Source organism: Winogradskyella sediminis (genome assembly GCF_003387355.1).
GTDB lineage: Bacteria > Bacteroidota > Bacteroidia > Flavobacteriales > Flavobacteriaceae > Winogradskyella > Winogradskyella sediminis.
Genome location: NZ_QUNH01000001.1, coordinates 493,838 through 513,247, shown reverse-complemented (window position 1 = coordinate 513,247; position 19,410 = coordinate 493,838). Strand labels below are relative to the sequence as shown.

The following is a 19,410-nucleotide window of genomic DNA, read 5'->3' as shown; positions in this document are numbered from 1 at the left end:
AAATATCGAATTATGTTTTTGAAAACAAAATACCTAATCATTTTAGGGCTTATAACAATTTTTAGTTCGTGTAGTACTAATGACTTTACGGATCCTAATGATGCTAGATATGACGATTTAGACGACATTGTTAACGTGCCTTCAGATGTGTCATTATCTGTTGATGCTACCGATGCGGTAGAAATTAATTCTGAATTATTTGGAATTAACAACGATTGGAGACAAATCCCTGATAATACATTTCCAAATTTTACAAACACCTTAGAAAATATCAATTACCAATTGGTGAGATATCCTGGTGGTTGGGAATCTGAGTTTTACGATTGGGAAAATAATACAACTCCAGGTTGGGATAATACACCAAGTACACCAGGTGCATCTGTTGAAACGTTGAAAAATAATGCTAATAATTATAGTATCGTCATACCTACAACTGTGGCGATGGATAGATCTATGGGTTCTGCCCAATGGAATGCAGCGATAGAAGCTTTAAAACTCGAAGCTAATGATGCTATAACTAATTCAAACATTGGCGATGGTATTGTAGAGATTGGTAATGAGTGGTGGTTACAATATGCTGGTGGATCAGATAGAGCAGGTAAATTAACAAAATATGTAAATGTTGCTATGGAACTAGCAGCATACATAGAAGAAGAATTTCCTGATCATACGTTTAAATTGCTTATTAATGGAGATTACACGCATCCAGAAGAATTTACAACAATGAAAAATTTATTTGTAAATGCTTATGATGTTATAGATGGCGTGGCTTTGCATACCTATGTGGGCTACGATAGCGATACACATAACATGGCAGATTTAGAACAACGGATCACGGATTGTGCTAATAATTTTAATCCTAACAATAATTTCATTTATCTGTCGGAATGGATGCCGTCCCGTTTATACAATGATTATGCATTGTATATGGAAGCCGCTAACATAATACCAGATATTATTCAGATTTATGCACGTGCTGGTGCAAATGCAGGAGCGTATTGGCCACCGATAAATAGTTCGGTACCTGGTTTAGGAATTACCAACTGGAATTACTCTAAAGTTTTTCCAGTGGGTCAAATTATTGGAGACCTATCAGAATCATTTAGAGGTAAAGCGCTTAAGACAACGTCTAATGGTTTTCATTTAGCTGCAGCATTACAAGACAATGAAACAATGGTGTTGTATGTAACTGGTGGTGATCAAAATTCTGCAGATGTTGGTATAAGTGTCGAAGGTTTCGACATTCAATCTATAGAGAGTGTAACCAGATTTGTACCTGCTGATTATTCAGAAACGAGTATCGCAGAGCCTTATGTTACGGAAACTTCAGAAGCAACTTTAAATAGTAGTAATGAAGTGGTTGTAGAGGTGAATAAGGAAGGGAAGTATCAAATTTATAAAATAGTATTAAAAGGAAATTAAAATAAGATGTTATCTCAGATACTTAAAATATCGGTTTATCTCATAAAGCTTTTAATAGTAACAGCTTGTTTGTTTTCAAATTATAGTGAAGCACAATCAATTAATGTTAGTATTGATAAAAATAAAACGTATCAGCAAATTGAAGGTTTTGGAGCTTCAGATGCTTGGCGTTGTCAATTTGTGGGTCTAAACTGGCCAGAAGAAAAAAGATCTCGTATAGCAGAATTATTGTTTAGTAAAGCATTAGACGATAATGGTAATCCTTTAGGTATTGGCTTATCGTTTTGGAGATTTTATATCGGAGCAGGTACAACAGAACAAGGTGAAAATTCAGGTATCAATAATCAATGGCGACGAGGAGAATCTTTTATTGATGCTGAAGGAAATTATGATTGGACAAAGCAAAAAGGCCAACAATGGTTTCTTAATAAAGCTAAAGATTATGGTGTAGAAAACTTTTTAGCCTTTTCAATTTCTGCTCCTGTACAGTGGACCAAAAATGGAAAAGGATATAACGGTGAAAATAAGGATGGAGAGATAAATTTAAAAGCAGATAAATTTGATGATTATTCAAAATTTATGGTTGAGGTTTTAAAGCATTTCAAGTCTCAGGGCATCCATTTTAATTATTTAAGTCCAATTAACGAACCACAATGGGATTGGGATACAAAAACCCAAGAAGGTACTCCTGCAACCAATAAAAACATCCTGGAACTTACAGAATTACTCGATGAGGATATAGAAAAAAATGGTTTGTCTACAGAAATCGTAATTGCAGAAGCTGCAGATTTAAGATGGTTGTATTCCGATCATGGAAAGGCAAATAGAGGAAGTCAAATAGATTATTTTTTTAATAGAGATACTTCTTTTAAAAACTTAAAAAATACAATTTCTGGGCATAGTTATTTTACGACTTGGCCAGTAGATAGTTTAATCGCTATTAGACAGCAATTAAATAATAAACTAGAGCAGAGAAATCTTAATTACTGGCAAAGCGAATTCTGTATTCTCGAAAAAACCGATGATATCGGAGGTGGCAGAAAACGAGATTTAGGTATGGATACGGCTTTGTATGTGGCACGTGTTATACATGCAGATTTAACGCTAGCTAATGCCAGCTCTTGGCAATGGTGGACCGCTTTAACCAATGCAGATTTTAAAGATGGATTAATCTATTTAGATACAGGTAATGAAGACGATTTGTTCAATTTAGATGCTATGATGACAGATGGTGATTTCCATGATTCTAAGTTGTTATGGGCTTTTGGTAATTTTTCCAGATTTATTAAGCCGAATATGGTGCGAATAGCAATTCAAGATGATATAGAGAAAAGCATCGAAGCACAGTACAAAGACCTTATGCTTTCAGCGTATTTAGATACTAAAACAAACGAAATAGCTATTGTAGCAATCAATTATAGTCATAACCACAAAAATTTAGATTTTTCTGCTTTTGATATCAAAAGCAAATACGAAACATCAGTATCTAAAAACTTAGAGTTTAAGGCTTTAAATAGTAATAAAATAAATTTATCACCAAGATCAGTAACCACATTAATAGGATATTTAAAATAATGAAATTAAATCATAGTACATTGTTTAGATTAGTCAGTTGTCTTTGTTTTACAGCCTTTATTGGCTGTAAAGACAAGGCAACAAATTCACCTGAAGAGGTTAAAACCAAAAAACCAAATATTGTCTTCATTTTAGCAGACGATTTAGGGGCTCACGATTTAAGCTTTGCAGGAAGTAAATATTACGAAACACCCAATATTGATGCTTTGGCAAGTGAGGGAGTAGAGTTTTCTCAAGGTTATGCAGCGGCCCAAGTTTGTAGTCCATCTAGAGCTAGTATCTTAACAGGGCAATATACGCCACGTCATGGTGTAACGGATTGGATTGGTGCTGCATCGGGTCAGGATTGGGCAGAATACTATAATTCTAAAGTTGCACCACCAGAGTATTCACACTATATTCCTGATGAGCGTATTACAATAGCAGAAGCACTAAAAGAGGGTGGTTATAAAACCTTTTTTGCCGGAAAATGGCATACCGGAGCAGAACCGCATTCACCAGAAAATAACGGTTTTGATATTAATATTGGTGGTTGGGAAGTTGGTGGCCCTAAAGGAGGTTATTATGCTCCTTGGAAGAATCCAAAATTAGATTACAAATACGAAGGTGAAAATTTAACTAAGAGATTAGCCTTAGAAACTGCCGATTTTATAGCAGAGAATAAAGATGAACCATTTTTTGCATTCTTGTCTTTTTATGCGGTTCATGGTCCAATTCAAACTACAGAAGCCAAATGGAGAAAATACAGAGATAAAGCTGAAGCGCAAGGTATTCCTGAATCTGGATTTGAAATGGAGCGCAACTTACCTATTAGAACAGTTCAAGACAACCCAATATATGCAGGTTTAATTGAATCTATGGACGATGCTATTGGTGTGGTATTAGATAAGCTGAAAGCACTTGGTTTAGATGAAAATACTATTATTGTATTTACTTCAGATAATGGTGGTGTGGCAAGTGGTGATGCATTTTCTACAACTAACTTTCCGCTTAGAGGTGGTAAAGGTTACCAATGGGAAGGTGGTATTAGAGAGCCTTATCTTATAAAAGCTCCGATGATTAAAAACACACCAAATGTGGTAGATTATCCTGTGTCCGGAATTGATTTTTACCCAACATTATTAGAATTAACAGGCTTAAATAAGCCTGAAGATCATATTATAGACGGTGTTAGTTTGGTGCCTTTATTAAAAGGAGAATCAGTAAACAAAAGAGCCTTGTATTGGCATTATCCACATTATGGAAATCAAGGTGGAGAACCGGTAAGTATCATTAGAAAAGATCACTGGAAACTAATTCATTATTGGGAAGATAGACATGATGAATTGTATAATCTAGACACGGATCAAGGAGAGGCAAACGATCTATCTGCTGAAAAAGAAGCGATTACTACACAAATGAAAAATGAGCTTTTTACTTTCTTAGAAAGTGTTGATGCAAGATTTCCAGAAAATAATGCTTCCTACGATGAAGAAAAAGCAAAACAACTATACGAGAATCGCAAAACAAAGATGAAAGAGCGCTTAGAGAAACAAAGAAAAGAGTTTTTGAATAAAGAATTTGATCCAAACAACAACTGGTACGATAGTAATTTAACTAAAGACTAATTTTTTCATAAGCTTAAAATTCAACCTTAATATAACATGGAAAATAAAACCAAATTTAATTTTACATACTTACTTTTTCTAGCCTTAGTATCTGCAATGGGAGGATTCCTATTTGGTTACGACTGGGTGGTAATTGGTGGTGCAAAACCATTTTACGAGTTGTATTTTGATATTAGTGAGATGCCAACCTTACAAGGTTGGGCTATGAGTAGTGCACTTATTGGTTGTATTTTTGGTGCAGTTATTTCTGGCTTTGTTGCAGATCGATTTGGACGTAAACTGCCTTTAATTTTGGCAGCAACACTTTTTACAATTTCTGCTTTTGGTACTGGTTATGTAGATCAGTTTACTCCATTTATAATATATCGTCTCATTGGTGGTTTGGGCATTGGTTTAGCGTCAACATTATCACCTATGTATATCGCAGAAATAGCTCCAGCTAAGTATCGTGGACAATTTGTAGCTATCAATCAACTAACCTTAGTGATAGGAATTTTGGTCGCTCAAATTGCAAACTACTTTATAGCAGAAGCTATTCCAGATCAAAGTACACCTGAGATGATTTTAAGTTCTTGGAACGGTCAAACGGGTTGGAGATGGATGTTTTGGGCAGAGCTAATTCCGGCAATTTTATTTTTTGGTTTAATGTTTATGGTGCCTAAGAGTCCAAGATTCTTAATGAAAATCAATGCCGATAATGCAGCGAAAAAAGTGTTATCAAAAATTGGAGGAAGCACTTATGCCGAAGAGGAATTAAAGAATATAAGATTAACACTTAATCAGGCAGGAACTGCGAAAATTAAGTTTTCAGATTTTAAAAACGCTAAAGTAAAACCAATTTTAATTATCGGTGTGGTGCTCGCTATTTTTCAACAATGGTGTGGTATCAATATTATCTTCAATTATGCTGAAGAAATTTTTACTGCAGCAGGTTACAGTGTGGGAGATATGCTGTTCAATATTGTAATTACAGGTAGTGTCAACTTAATCTTTACGCTGGTTGCCATGCGCACAGTAGATAGTTGGGGACGACGTAAGTTAATGCTTTTAGGTTCCATTGGTTTAGGTGTTGTGTATGCCATTCTAGGAGGAGCTTATTACATGCAATTTACAGGTTGGCCTGTTTTGTTACTTGTAATTATCGCTATCGCTATCTATTCTATGTCATTAGCACCAATTACGTGGGTTGTTTTGTCAGAGATATTTCCTAATAGATTACGAGGTGTAGCGATGTCTATTGCAACTTTCGCACTATGGATAGCATCCTTCATTTTAACATTTACATTTCCAATTTTAAATGATGCTTTAGGAGCGTCAGGGACATTCTGGGTGTATAGCTTTATTTGTGTGGCAGGATTTCTATTTATTAAAAACAGGCTACCTGAAACTAAAGGAAAAAGCCTAGAGGAGATTGAATTAGAACTAACCGATACAAAGAAATAGTACTATAAATATGAATTTAAAAACACATATCATATTACCGATTTTGGCTATTCTATTTGGTCTTAACCTAAGCATAGCTCAAGAAAATAATGCTTCTAATCATTACTTAGATAGTTTAAAAAAAGAGTTAAAAGTTAAATGGCCAAATAACAGAACAGTAAACTTAGTATTTCATGGACATTCTGTTCCTACGGGTTATACGACAAGAGGTGTGGTAGATCGTACTGATTCTTACCCATATCGTACACTCAAAAAAGTGAATGATTTTTATCCCTATTCAGTAGTAAACACGATTACGACTTCAATAGGTGGAGAACAAGCCGAACAAGGTGCAAAGCGCTTTAAAGAAGACGTTCTTATTTACAAACCCGATGTACTGTTCATTGATTATGCATTAAATGACAGAAGTATAGGTTTAGAACGTGCTAAAAAAGCCTGGTCTCAAATGATTGAAGAGGCTTTGGAATACGGTACAAAAGTTATTCTATTAACGCCAACACCAGATTTAAAAGAAGATATTTTATCTGCTGATGCAGAGCTAGCAAAACATAGCGAACAAATAAGAGCGCTGGCTAAAACCTACAACGTTGGCTTGGTGGATAGCTATGCCATATTCAAAAAACTTGCAGAGACTGAGACGCTGCAAGGGTATATGTCTCAAAATAATCATATCAATCAGAAAGGCCATCAGTTTGTGGCAGATGCTATTTCAGAATATTTCATTACAACATCTAAAGACTAACTATTACAATTTTAATGATAACTCCTAATCCTATAAAGCGACTTTATGTATGCGCACTCATCTTTACATTATTTGCATGTAAAAATGAAGTGAAGCAAAGCATAGACCTGTCTGGCCAATGGAGTTTTAAAATGGACGCATTAGATCTTGGTGAAGACGAAAAATGGTTCAATCATAAATTTCAAGAAACAATTGAGTTACCAGGTTCCATGGCTGAAAACGGGAAGGGGAATGATATAACTGTCAGTACTAATTGGACGGGTAATATGTGGAATGATAGCTTATGGTACAAAGACCCTAAAATGAAAAAATATAGGGAAAAAGACAATGTAAAAGTACCGTTTTGGCTAACGCCTAATAAGCATTATGTCGGAGCTGCTTGGTATCAGAAAACAATACAAATTCCGGAATCCTGGGCTCATAAACAGTTAGAACTGTACTTAGAGCGCGTGCATTGGGAATCTACAGTTTGGGTCGATGGTAAAAAAATAGGAAGGCAAAATAGTTTAGGAACAGCACACCGATATCTTATAGAAGATAAATTAAAAGCTGGTGAACACACCTTAACCATTCGAGTGGATAATAGTGTTAATGATATCGATGTTGGTTTAGATGCGCATAGCATTTCAGATAATACACAAACCAATTGGAATGGTTTTATTGGAGACATAAGGCTGTCGGCTAAAGCGAAAGTTACCATTGAAGACGTCAAGTTATATCCTAACATTTCAGATCATACGGTGAAAGCAGTCATTAAGATTAATAATGATGCTGAGGAAAATATACAAGGACAATTAACGCTTCAGGCAAAATTAAAAGGCGAAAACCATCAACTCGTAGCTGAATATACAGAAGCGATTCAGATAGGTGAAACTCAAGAATTCATAGTTAACTATAACATGGGTAAAGATGCTAAGCTTTGGGACGAATTTAATCCTAATGTTTATGAAATGAAGCTCACCTTAGAGACCGATGCTGGTGTAGATACAAAGCGTGTGGATTTTGGGATGCGTAATTTTAAAGCAGACGGGACCATTTTTACCTTAAACGATAGACCTGTTTTTTTACGAGGTACCTTAGAATGCGCCATTTTTCCACTAACCGGTTATCCGCCTACAGATGTCGATTCTTGGGATCGCATATTTAAAATTATAAAGGAGCATGGGTTAAATCATATGCGTTTTCATTCATGGTGTCCACCTAAAGCTGCTTTTGTGGCTGCAGATAAGGCAGGTGTGTATTTACAGGTTGAAGCTTCAGCTTGGACCACCATTGGAGATGGGCAACCAATTGACCGTTGGTTATACAAAGAAGCACAAGACATTATTGATGCCTACGGAAATCACCCTTCATTCGTAATGATGGCTTATGGCAATGAGCCTAGCGGCGAAAATCATAAGGCTTATTTAAAAGATTTTGTGGCTCACTTTAAAGCAGTAGATGATAGAAGAGTTTATACAGGTGCGGCAGGTTGGCCATTTATTGATAATCTCGATTTTTACAATAATAGCAAACCACGAATACAAGGATGGAACCAGAATCTTAATAGTATTATTAATGCCAAACCACCACAAACGGAATTTGATTATAGTTCTATCATAAACAGTACTCCAATGCCATATGTAAGTCATGAAATTGGCCAATGGTGCGTGTATCCAAATTTTAAGGAAATGTCTAAATATACAGGTGTTTTAAAGCCGAAGAATTTTGAGATTTTTAAAGAAACACTACAGGAAAATGGAATGGAGAAATTAGCAGATAGTTTTCTGTTAGCATCGGGTAAATTGCAGGCCCTATGTTATAAAGCTGATATTGAGGCGGCATTACGAACCAAGGGTATGGCTGGTTTTCAACTCCTAGATTTACATGATTTCTCAGGTCAAGGAACCGCGTTAGTTGGTGTATTAGATGCGTTTTGGGACGAAAAAGGTTATGTATCTCCAGAAGAATATAGTTCATTTTCTAATTCAACCGTACCGTTAGCACGATTTAAAAAACGCGTGTTCTTAAATACAGATACATTACACGTGTCCACAGAAGTTGCGCATTTTGGAGAAACAAGTTTAAAAAATGTAATTCCGAAATGGGAGATAACCAAATCAGATCAAACCATTTTTGCTAGTGGTACATTTAACACACAGGATATTAAATTAGGGAATGGTCTAGCATTAGGCACCATAGAACAAAGCTTATCCGCAATTAAAAAAGCTGAAAAATTAACACTTTCTGTTTCATTAGAGAATTATAAAAACACTTGGGATTTTTGGGTATACCCATCCAAAGTAGAGCCTATTTCTAATGAAAACGAATTGAGAGTTGTGAGTAAATTGGATAATGCTTCCATAGACTATCTCATTAATGGAGGTCATCTCCTCTTAAATGTAGACAAAGGAGATATAACGGCAGATAAAGGAGGTGATATTGCAGTAGGGTTTTCTAGTATCTTTTGGAATACCTCATGGACCAAAGAACAAAAACCACATACTTTAGGTATTCTCTGTGATCCAGAACATCCTGCACTTTCAGAATTTCCTACCGAATTTCATTCTAACTGGCAATGGTGGGATGCTATGAGTCATTCTAATGCCATAATACTAGATGATTTACCAGAAGGATTAAATCCTATTGTAAGAGTTATAGATGATTGGTTTAAGAATAGAAAAACAGCCTTAATATTTGAAGCTAAAGTGGGTAAAGGCAAATTAATTATGTCTGGAATTGATTTGCACACCAATCTAGATAATCGACTTGAAGCAAAACAACTATTACACAGCTTAAAAACTTATATGGCTAGTGAAAATTTTAGCCCTCAAACAGAAGTACCAGTTAATAAAATTAAAGACCTATTAAATTATAAATAACCATCTGCAATATCGTAGATTAAAAGTATTATAGATATGAGAGTTGTAAAAGCTTGGAAAGAAAAGGTGATTATACCTACATATGAAGTTGGAACACCTGAAAAATACCCTGTTTTTTTAGAAAAACGTGTGTATCAAGCAAGTAGTGGTGCGGTATACCCAAATCCAGTAATCGAAAAAATTAGTGATACCAAAGTAGATAAAGAATGGGATGCCATCTTTATTGAAAATGATTATATAAAAATCATGGTTTTGCCTGCCTTAGGAGGAAGAATTCAAATGGCTTACGATAAAATTAGAGAACGTCATTTTGTGTATCATAACCACGTTATTAAACCTGCATTAGTAGGTTTAACGGGACCTTGGATTTCTGGTGGAATCGAATTCAACTGGCCACAGCACCATAGACCTAGTACGTACGACCCAACAGACTTCTATATCGAGGATAATGAAGATGGAAGTAAAACAATTTGGGTTAGTGAGTTAGAACGTATGTTCCGTACTAAAGGTATGGCTGGTTTTACATTGCATCCAGATAAAGCTTATTTAGAAATAAAGGCACAATTATATAATAGAACTCCGCATCCTCAAACATTTTTATGGTGGGCAAATCCGGCAGTAGCGGTAAATGACCATTACCAATCGGTATTTCCACCAGATGTTAATGCGGTTTTTGATCATGGAAAACGCGATGTTTCTGAATTTCCAATTGCTAAAGGAGAGTATTATAAGGTAGATTACGCTCCAGGAACTGATATTTCTAATTATAAGAACATTCCTGTGCCAACAAGTTATATGGCCATAACTTCAAAATACGATTTTGTGGGAGGTTATGAAAACGATACGAAAGGTGGTTTGTTGCATATTGCAGATCATAATGTATCTCCAGGAAAAAAGCAATGGACTTGGGGAAATGGTGATTTTGGTAGAGCTTGGGATAGAAACTTAACTGACGAAGACGGCCCTTATATAGAGTTAATGTGTGGTGTTTACACGGATAATCAGCCAGATTTTACATGGATGCATCCTTACGAAGAGAAAAGTTTTAAGCAATATTTTATGCCATATTACAATGTTGGCATGGTTAAAAATGCTACAAAAGAAGCACTAGTTAATCTCGAAATTATAGAAGGTAAAGCCTTAATAAAAGTGCATGTTACTGCTGAATATAACGACAGTAAAATTATCTTGAAAGGCAAAGATGTAACGCTGTTTGAAGAGATTGTTCAACTTTCGCCAGAAAACGGTTTTGAAAAAGCCGTTGCAATTGAAGGGTATCAATTTGAAGATTTAACAATTTCAGTATTAGACAAAGGTGGTAATGTATTAGTGTCTTGGACACCAGATAAAGACTTGTCTATTGATATTCCTGAGCCAGCAAAAGCTGCAAAAGCACCTAGTGAAATAGAAACTGTTGAGGCTCTATTTTTACAAGGATTGCATTTAGAGCAATACAGACACGCTACTTTTAATCCAATGGATTATTACGAAGAAGCCCTACGAAGAGCGCCAAAAGATGTGCGTTGTAATAACGCTATGGGACTTTTATTTCTTAGGAAAGGACAACTTGAAAAAGCGGTTTCATATTTTGATACAGCAATAGATACTTTAACAAACCACAATCCAAATCCTTATGATGGTGAGCCCTATTTTAATAAAGGAGTGGCTTTAAATTTCTTGGGAAAAAAGGAAGAAGCTTATGCTAGTTTTTTCAAGGCTTGTTGGAATGCACAATGGCAAGATGCAGGCTATTTTAACTTAGCTCAAATAGATTGTTTTAGAGGAGATTTAGATAAAGCTTTAGATCTTGTAGATAGAGCGTTAATAAAGAATTGGCATAACCACAAAGCAAGACATTTAAAGGTAATTATCCTTAGAAAGTTAGGTAGAATAGAAGCGGCAAAGAATTTAATTCATGCATCTTTAGAAATCGATAAATTTAATTTTGGTGTTTTATACGAACGTTATGTCATCTCTAATAATCCAGAACATTTAGCTGAATTTGAGAACTTATTAAGAGGCTATGCACATAACTATATTGAATTCTCATTAGATTATGCTATGGCAGGTCAGTACGAAGAAGCTATTGCCTTGCTTAAAGTTCATACAACAAATAAAGAATCAGTTTACCCAATGGTTTACTATTTTATGGGTTGGTATTACAATCAAAATGGAGATAATGCTAATGCTTTAGCATGCTTTGAAAAAGCAGCAGCGATGCCAGAAGACTATTGCTTTCCTAATAAGATAGAAGAAGTTTTAGCACTACAAGCAGCGTGTAAAATCAATCCTTCAGATTCAAAAGCTTTTTACTATTTAGGGAATTTCTGGTATGCTTCTAGACAATATACAGAGGCTCAAGAATGCTGGGAAACTTCTGTAAAATTAGATGATTCGTTTGCAATAACACATCGTAATTTAGCCTTACTGTATTTCAATAAAGCGAATCAAAAGGAATTAGCAAAGCAACATTTAGAGCGTGCTTTTGCTTTAGATAATTCTGATGCACGATTGTTAATGGAATTAGATCAATTTTATAAAAAAATTAATGTATCGGTTGATGAGCGCTTAGCACTTTTAGAAAAGCACTTAGAGCAAACAAACTCTAGAGATGATTTGTATTTAGAACGTGTGAGTTTATATAATTTAAAAGGTGATTTTCAAACGGCTAAGAATCTGATCCAGAACCGCCAATTCCATCCTTGGGAAGGTGGTGAAGGTAAAGTACCGTTTCAGTATTTAACATGTCAAATTGAATTGGCAAAGAATGAAATTAACCTTAAAAATTATCAAAACGCTATCGATTTATTAAACGAAGCAAAAGTGTATCCTCATAATTTGGGTGAAGGAAAACTACTTGGAACCGTAGAAAATGATATCGATTATTGGTTAGGATGTGCTTATAAAGGATTAGAAAATGAAGCAGAAGCTAATGCTTATTTTGAGAAAGCATCAGAAGGCTTAAGCGATCCAAGTCCAGCTATTTTTTATAACGATCAGCAACCAGATAAAATATTCTATCAAGGATTGGCGCTTCAAAAATTAGATAAAACTGACGAAGCAAATGTGCGTTTTAATAACTTGTTGAATTATGGAGAAACACATATGAATGATGAAGTAAAGCTTGATTATTTTGCAATCTCATTACCAGATTTATTAATATGGGAAGAAGACTTAAACGATCTCAATAAAATTCACTGTAATTACCTCATTGGACTTGGGCAATTAGGATTGGGTAATCATAAAGCAGCAATAGACGCTTTTACAAAAGTTACAGAAGCCAATTTGTTTCATATTCCAGCACATATTCATTCAAAATTAGTAGAGGTTTCACTTTAAATCAATAGAAAAACTATGGTTTTTAAATCAATATATAAACAAATAATTTTGACGCTTTTTCTAGTCGTTAATAGTTTGGTTTTTGCACAACAGCAAAAACCAAACATTGTTGTTATTTATGTTGATGATTTGGGATATGGTGACATTGGAGTTAATGGTGCTGTTGGCGTTAAAACACCTCATGTAGATGCGCTTGCTAAAAATGGTTTAAACTTTACAGATGCGCATAGTTCATCGGCAACATGTACACCATCTCGTTATTCGCTTTTAACAGGCAGTTACGCCTTTAGAAATAATGCAGCAATCTTAGAGGGAGACGCACCATTAATTATTGATCCAAACAAGGAGACTTTGCCAGGCATGTTACAGAAAGCAGGTTATAAAACTGGTGTTGTCGGGAAATGGCATTTGGGTTTAGGAAGAGGAAAAATTGATTGGAATAAAAAAGTACCATTAGGTCCAGAAGAACTAGGGTTCGACTATAGTTTTTTAATTCCTGCCACAGGAGATAGAGTGCCTTGTGTGTTTTTAGAAAATCAAGAGGTGGTTGGTTTAAATCCAGAAGATCCTATTTCTGTAAGTTATGGTACCAGAATAGATGGATATCCTTGGGGATTTCAGCATCCTGAATTATTAAAAATGCATACAGACCCTTATCATCAAGGTGCCATTATCAATGGAATTAGCCGAATAGGGTATATGAAAGGTGGTGAAGATGCACTTTGGGTGGACGAAGAAATTCCTTTTGTATTGTCAAATAAAGCCACTGATTTTATTCAAGAGAATGAAGATCATCCTTTCTTCTTATACTTTTCCTTGCATGATATTCATCAACCAAGAGTGGCCAATATTAAGTTTGTTGAAAGTAGCACTATGGGACCTAGAGGAGATGTTATTGCTCAGATGGATTGGTGTGTGGGTCAGATTACAGAACAATTAAAAACAGCGAATCTCTTAGAAAATACCTTAATCATTTTTACAAGTGATAATGGTCCTATTTTAGATGATGGTTATTTAGACTATGCTCGGGAATTAGTTGGTGAACACCAACCAGGAGGTGAGTTTAGAGGAGCTAAGTATTCAGTTTACGAAGCTGGTACAAGAATGCCAACCATTGTACATTGGCCAAATGAGGTGAAACCAGGCACAAGTGATGCATTATTGTCTCAAGTAGACTTGTATCGTTCTTTAGCAAAACTGGTCAATCAAAAGGTAGAAAAAGGAGCGGCACCAGATAGTGAAAATTATTTAGAAGCTTGGTTAGGTAAATCTGAAAAAGGACGTGAGTTTTTACTCGAAGAAGCCTATACATTTGGTTTAAGAATGGGGAAATGGAAATACATAAAGCCAAAAGAGGCTGAGGTACCACGCTGGATAGCTCAAAAATTTGTGGATCCGGGATTTCGAGAAGAAGTACAGCTATTTAATCTCGATGAAGACCCATCGGAAACTAACAATGTTTACAAAGCATTTCCTAAAATAGTGAAGCAAATGGAAAAACAATTAGAAAAAATATTGAAATAATGATGTTCAAAGTAATCAGACGTGTTTTTCAATTGTTTGTATATATAGGTTTTGTGACTAACGTTTCAGCACAAGACCAACCAAATATTTTATGGATAACCATAGAAGATACATCTCCACAATTTATTGGTTGTTATGGCAATGAAAACGCCGAAACACCGGTTATGGATTTTATGGCTAGCCAAGGAGTTAGATTTGAAAATGCATTTTCTAAGGGTACCGTTTGTTCTCCTAGTCGTAGTGCTATAATTACAGGTGTACCCACTTATAAAATGGGAAGTGGTAACCATAGAAGTAATTTCCCAATTCCAGAAGAAATTAAGGGGTTTCCTAAATATTTAAAGGACAATGGTTATTATGTAACCAACAATAGTAAAACGGATTATAATATTGCTAATGTTAATCAATTTACAAAAGAGACATGGCACGAAAGTTCTAATCAAGCCGGATGGTGGAACCGCAAGAATGATCAACCGTTTTTTTCGGTTTTTAATATTCCAGATTCGCACCAATCACGTACTATGAGTATGCCTTACGAATGGTACGAAAAAAATGTAATTCAATATTTGTTACCTAAGCAAAAAGCCACTAACAATTCTGATGAAGATTTACCTAAAAACACAAAATTAATTCCGTTAAAACCAGAAGCATTAAATAGATTTCATACAAAACATGTTATTTCAGATAAGGCTTTTGAAATGCCACCAATATATCGCGATACGGATGCTATGCGAAAACAAGTGGCGAGGGTTTATAATTCCATAAAACTAACTGACCTTAAAATGGGGAATATTCTTCACCGACTTCACGAAGATAATCTCATGGATGATACCATAGTTTTTATATTTGCGGACCATGGCGAAGGTATCCCTAGGGGTAAAACAAACGGTATTGGTTTAGGTTATAGAGTGCCTTTTATTATTTGGTTTCCCGAAAAATACAAGCATTTGTCACCTTGGGGAACAGGTGGCATTGTAACGGATGATATCATTGATTTTGAAGACTTAGCACCGACATTGTTGCAAATCACAGGAATTGAAATTCCAAATTATATGAAAGGGCGTCCTTTTTTAGGAGAGCAACCAAAACCTAAAAAGGAATACACTTACCTTTCTACGGATAGAGCAGATAATGGATTAGATATGACGCGTACCATTACGGATGGTAGGTACTTATACTCAAGAAATTTTATGCCCTTTTTTCCAGAGGTAAAATACATACATTACATAGATATTGGAGAGATTACCCAACACATGCGAGAAGATTATGATAACGGTAAATTGAATGAATTTCAAAATAGTATGTTTAAGAATAAACCTCCTGAAGTTTTATATGACCTAAAAAATGATACATGGGAAGCATTTAATTTAGTTGATTCTGAAGCACATCAAGAGATTTTAAAAACTATGCGAGCGCGTCTTAAAACTGAAATTCTAAAGGAAAGGGATGTTCATTTTTTACCAGAATTCGAATTAGGAGAAATTTCTAGAAATAGTACACCATATCAGTTTAGGATCGACGAAGAACAATTTGACTTAAAAAATATCTTTGAAGTTGCTAATTTAGTTGGTGTGGAAGACGATGCGTTTCAATTTTTGAAATATCTAAAAAATGAAAATGAAATTATTAGATATTGGGCATCTCTAGGTTTATATCATTTAAGGAATGACTTAAGTACAGAAGTTTTGGAGCAAATAAAGCCTTATTTAAAGGATGCTTATGCACCTGTTTTAATTAATATCGCAGCGACAATTTACGCTAATAGTACAGATAATAAATCTAGTGAAATTCTCAAAACTTATATCACTAACGAGAATCCTCATTTAGCACTCTCTGCCATTAATTATACACTTTATTTTGATGATAGAAGTGAATTTCGGTCGCATGTAGCACAAACGTACAATACGACTTCGGTTTATAAAGTAAAGGCATCTTGCTTAGATTTTATGAGTTTAGAAGGTATCGTGGATAATGATAAACAATAACAGATAAATTATATAAATTCAATACAATGATTCAAAATCAATTGAACAAAAAGCAATTCATACTTACTAAAAATAGAGGTTTTATTTTATTACTCGCATTACTGTTGAGTATAACGTCTTGTAACGATGAAAACATCACAGATATAGATTTATCTGGTACTTGGGAGGTTAAATTAGATTCCACTAATATTGGAGCTTCAGAAAATTGGTCGGCTACAAAGTTTGAAGGCTCTAAAATAGAATTGCCAGGCACCTTAGATGATGCTGGTTTAGGAAAGCCTAACACCCTAGAGCCTGCCATTAACAACTATGTAATGTCTAATTTAACAAGAAAGCATCAGTACATTGGTAAAGCTTGGTATCAAAAAGAGATTGAAATTCCGAGTGCATGGAAAGACCAAAATGTGGTGTTGAGTTTAGAGCGTATTATTTGGGAATCTACAGTGTATTTAGATGGACAGAAAATAGGCTCTGCAAATAGTTTAGTGGGTAACCATGAGTTTGAATTAGATCACAACGTCACTCCAGGTACACACTTGTTAACTATTGTAATAGATAACTCTAACAAGTTTCCAAATATCAATGTTGCAGGTACAAAATATCCAGATAAGGTAAACCAAGATATGGCTCATGCCTATACAAATCACACGCAAATAAAGTGGAATGGTATTCTTGGTGACATTGAGTTAAAGGCTTCAGGAACAAATCAACCTAAAAATTTGCAAGTGTATCCTAATTCAGCATTGAGTAAGTTAAAAGTTACGTTTCAGCAAGATATAAAAGCGGGTGAAACTGTGCATTGTACTATAAAATCTATAAAAGGAGAAGATGTGTTTAATCAAGATGTTAAGGTCAGTAAAATGCAAAATGGTAACGTCGTTTTCGAAATTGATAGACCCGATAATTTAGAACTGTGGGATGAATTTAATCCTAATTTATACAACGTTGAGGTGACTACAAATTCTGGAAAAGTTGACACTAATTTTGGTTATAAATGGGTGAGTGCTAAACATGGTGATTTATTACTAAATGATAAACGTATCTTTTTAAGAGGGAATTTAGAATGTGTAATTTTTCCACTTACAGGATATCCACCAACAGCAAAGGCAGATTGGGCAAAATTAATAAAGCAAGCCAAAGATTACGGTCTTAACCATTTACGCTTCCATTCTTGGTGCCCGCCAAAAGCGGCTTTTGAAGCGGCAGATGAAGCTGGTTTTTATTTTCAAGTAGAATTGCCACATTGGAGTTTAGTGGTAGGTGAAGATGCAGCGACTACAGAGTTCTTAAAAGAGGAATCACAAAAAATAATCAACGATTATGGTAATCATCCTTCATTTATTTTTATGGCAATGGGTAATGAATTGCAAGGCGATATAAGTGTGCTCAATGATATGGTTGCTGATTTAAAAGCAAAAGATAATCGTCATTTATATGCTACAACGGCATTTTCGTTTCAAAAGCCAACAGGAACACGCCCTGAAGTAGAAGACGAGTTTTTTATTGCACAATGGACAGATAAAGGTTGGATTAGAGGTCAAGGTATCTTTAACTCAAAACCTCCACATTTTAATGCGGATTATACTTCTGGTTCAGCACACATAGAGGTGCCTTTAATTTCTCATGAAATAGGACAATATTCTGTGTATCCGGATATGAGTGAAATTGAAAAATATACAGGACTTCTAGAGCCTTTAAATTTTATTGCTGTTAAACAAGATTTAGAGAAAAAAGGACTACTAGAGTTGGCGCCAGATTTTACGCATGCTTCTGGTAAATTGGCAGCGCTGTTGTACAAAGAAGAGATAGAACGCGCATTAAAAACACCAAGTTTTGATGGGTTTCAATTATTACAGCTTCAAGATTTTCCTGGTCAGGGAACGGCTCTTGTAGGATTGTTAAACGCCTTCTGGGAATCTAAAGGTGTAATTTCAGCCGAAGAATTTAGTCAGTTTAATAGCGAAATAGTACCGCTAATTCGATTTGAAAAAGCTGTATATGAAACTGGAGAAACGTTTGAAGCAAGTATTGAAATTGCTAATTTTTACGAGCAAAAAGCAAATCAGACTATTGATTGGACCATTACGGATCAGAAAGGAAATCAAGTAGAAAATGGAAGTTTTAATCAGGTGGATTTAAAGATTGGTAACAACACCAATTTAGGATCTATAGTTTTTCCTGTGAAAGTGTCAGAAGCGCAGCAACTCACTGTAACTGTAAGTTTAAAAGATACAAAGTACAAGAACAGTTGGAACATATGGGTATATCCAAAAGATGTGTCTGTAGAGGCATCTCAGATTTTAGTGACGACATCATTTACCAAAGCTGAAGCAGCTTTAAAACAGGGTAAGACTGTTTTATTAAATCCAGATTATAAAACTTTAGAAGGTATTGAAGGTCGTTTTGTACCTGTGTTTTGGAGTCCTGTGCATTTTCCAAACCAGCCTGCAACAATGGGAGTATTGTTAGATGAAGAGCACCAAGCGTTTAATAGTTTTCCGACGAGTATGCATACAGACTGGCAATGGTGGGATTTATGTATCAATTCAAAATCGGTTATAACAGATTCATTGGATGTGACTCCTTTGGTTAGAGTTATTGATAATTTTGTGACCAACCATCATTTATCAAATGTGTTTGAAGCTAAGGTTGGTAACGGAAAATTAATTTTTTCTTCTATTGATTTAACGTCGAAATTAAATGAACGACCTGTAGCAAGACAATTGCGTCACAGTCTTCTAAACTATATGAACAGTGAAGCTTTTAATCCTTCAAAAACTATAGAATTTGAAGCGCTTAAAACTGTTCAGCTAGATGCAACTAAAGATAGTTTCTCAACAACAGATATTTATGATGAATAGTATTAATGTTATGGATTAAGTTTTGTTTGTCATCGTCCGTTTGTAAATTTT

10 protein-coding genes are annotated in these 19,410 nt (G+C 35.0%); all 10 read left to right on the top strand.

Going from position 1 to position 19,410, the window contains the following annotated elements; translation table 11 throughout:
• Positions 1-12 precede the first annotated feature (12 nt).
• Genes C8N41_RS02165 through C8N41_RS02120 form a run of 10 tightly spaced genes read left to right on the top strand, consistent with a single transcriptional unit; the run spans position 13 to position 19,359 of the window.
• Positions 13-1,422 (top strand): hypothetical protein, encoded by a 1,410-nt coding sequence (locus C8N41_RS02165; RefSeq protein ID WP_115838053.1) that lies wholly within the window; start codon positions 13-15, stop codon positions 1,420-1,422.
• A 6-nt stretch (positions 1,423-1,428) separates the two neighbouring features.
• Positions 1,429-2,997 (top strand): glycoside hydrolase, encoded by a 1,569-nt coding sequence (locus C8N41_RS02160; RefSeq protein WP_115838052.1) that lies wholly within the window; start codon positions 1,429-1,431, stop codon positions 2,995-2,997.
• Positions 2,997-4,604, top strand: a complete 1,608-nt coding sequence (locus C8N41_RS02155) for a sulfatase (RefSeq protein WP_115838051.1) — start codon at positions 2,997-2,999, stop codon at positions 4,602-4,604. The genes C8N41_RS02160 and C8N41_RS02155 overlap by 1 nt, the downstream gene beginning before the upstream one ends.
• 36 nt (positions 4,605-4,640) lie before the next feature.
• Positions 4,641-6,047, top strand: a complete 1,407-nt coding sequence (locus C8N41_RS02150; RefSeq protein WP_115838050.1) for a sugar porter family MFS transporter — start codon at positions 4,641-4,643, stop codon at positions 6,045-6,047.
• A gap of 10 nt (positions 6,048-6,057) precedes the next feature.
• The gene (locus C8N41_RS02145) at positions 6,058-6,789 is read left to right on the top strand and encodes an SGNH/GDSL hydrolase family protein (protein ID WP_115838049.1); all 732 of its coding nucleotides are present in this window, start codon (positions 6,058-6,060) and stop codon (positions 6,787-6,789) included.
• Between the two features lie 14 nt (positions 6,790-6,803).
• Positions 6,804-9,650: a sugar-binding domain-containing protein gene (locus tag C8N41_RS02140; RefSeq protein ID WP_115838048.1), complete on the top strand. Its 2,847-nt coding sequence runs from the start codon at positions 6,804-6,806 to the stop codon at positions 9,648-9,650.
• 36 nt (positions 9,651-9,686) lie between these two features.
• Positions 9,687-12,989, top strand: coding sequence for a DUF5107 domain-containing protein (locus C8N41_RS02135; protein WP_115838047.1), 3,303 nt, complete (start codon positions 9,687-9,689; stop codon positions 12,987-12,989).
• 48 nt (positions 12,990-13,037) lie between these two features.
• Positions 13,038-14,513: a sulfatase family protein gene (locus C8N41_RS02130; RefSeq protein WP_244266648.1), complete on the top strand. Its 1,476-nt coding sequence runs from the start codon at positions 13,038-13,040 to the stop codon at positions 14,511-14,513.
• Positions 14,513-16,498 carry a sulfatase family protein gene (locus C8N41_RS02125; protein WP_115838046.1) on the top strand — a complete coding sequence of 662 codons (1,986 nt, stop codon included), beginning with the start codon at positions 14,513-14,515 and terminating at the stop codon, positions 16,496-16,498. The genes C8N41_RS02130 and C8N41_RS02125 overlap by 1 nt, the downstream gene beginning before the upstream one ends.
• A gap of 26 nt (positions 16,499-16,524) precedes the next feature.
• Complete coding sequence (locus C8N41_RS02120; RefSeq protein WP_115838045.1) at positions 16,525-19,359, top strand: sugar-binding domain-containing protein; 2,835 nt, start codon at positions 16,525-16,527, stop codon at positions 19,357-19,359.
• The last annotated feature ends 51 nt before the right edge of the window (positions 19,360-19,410 follow it).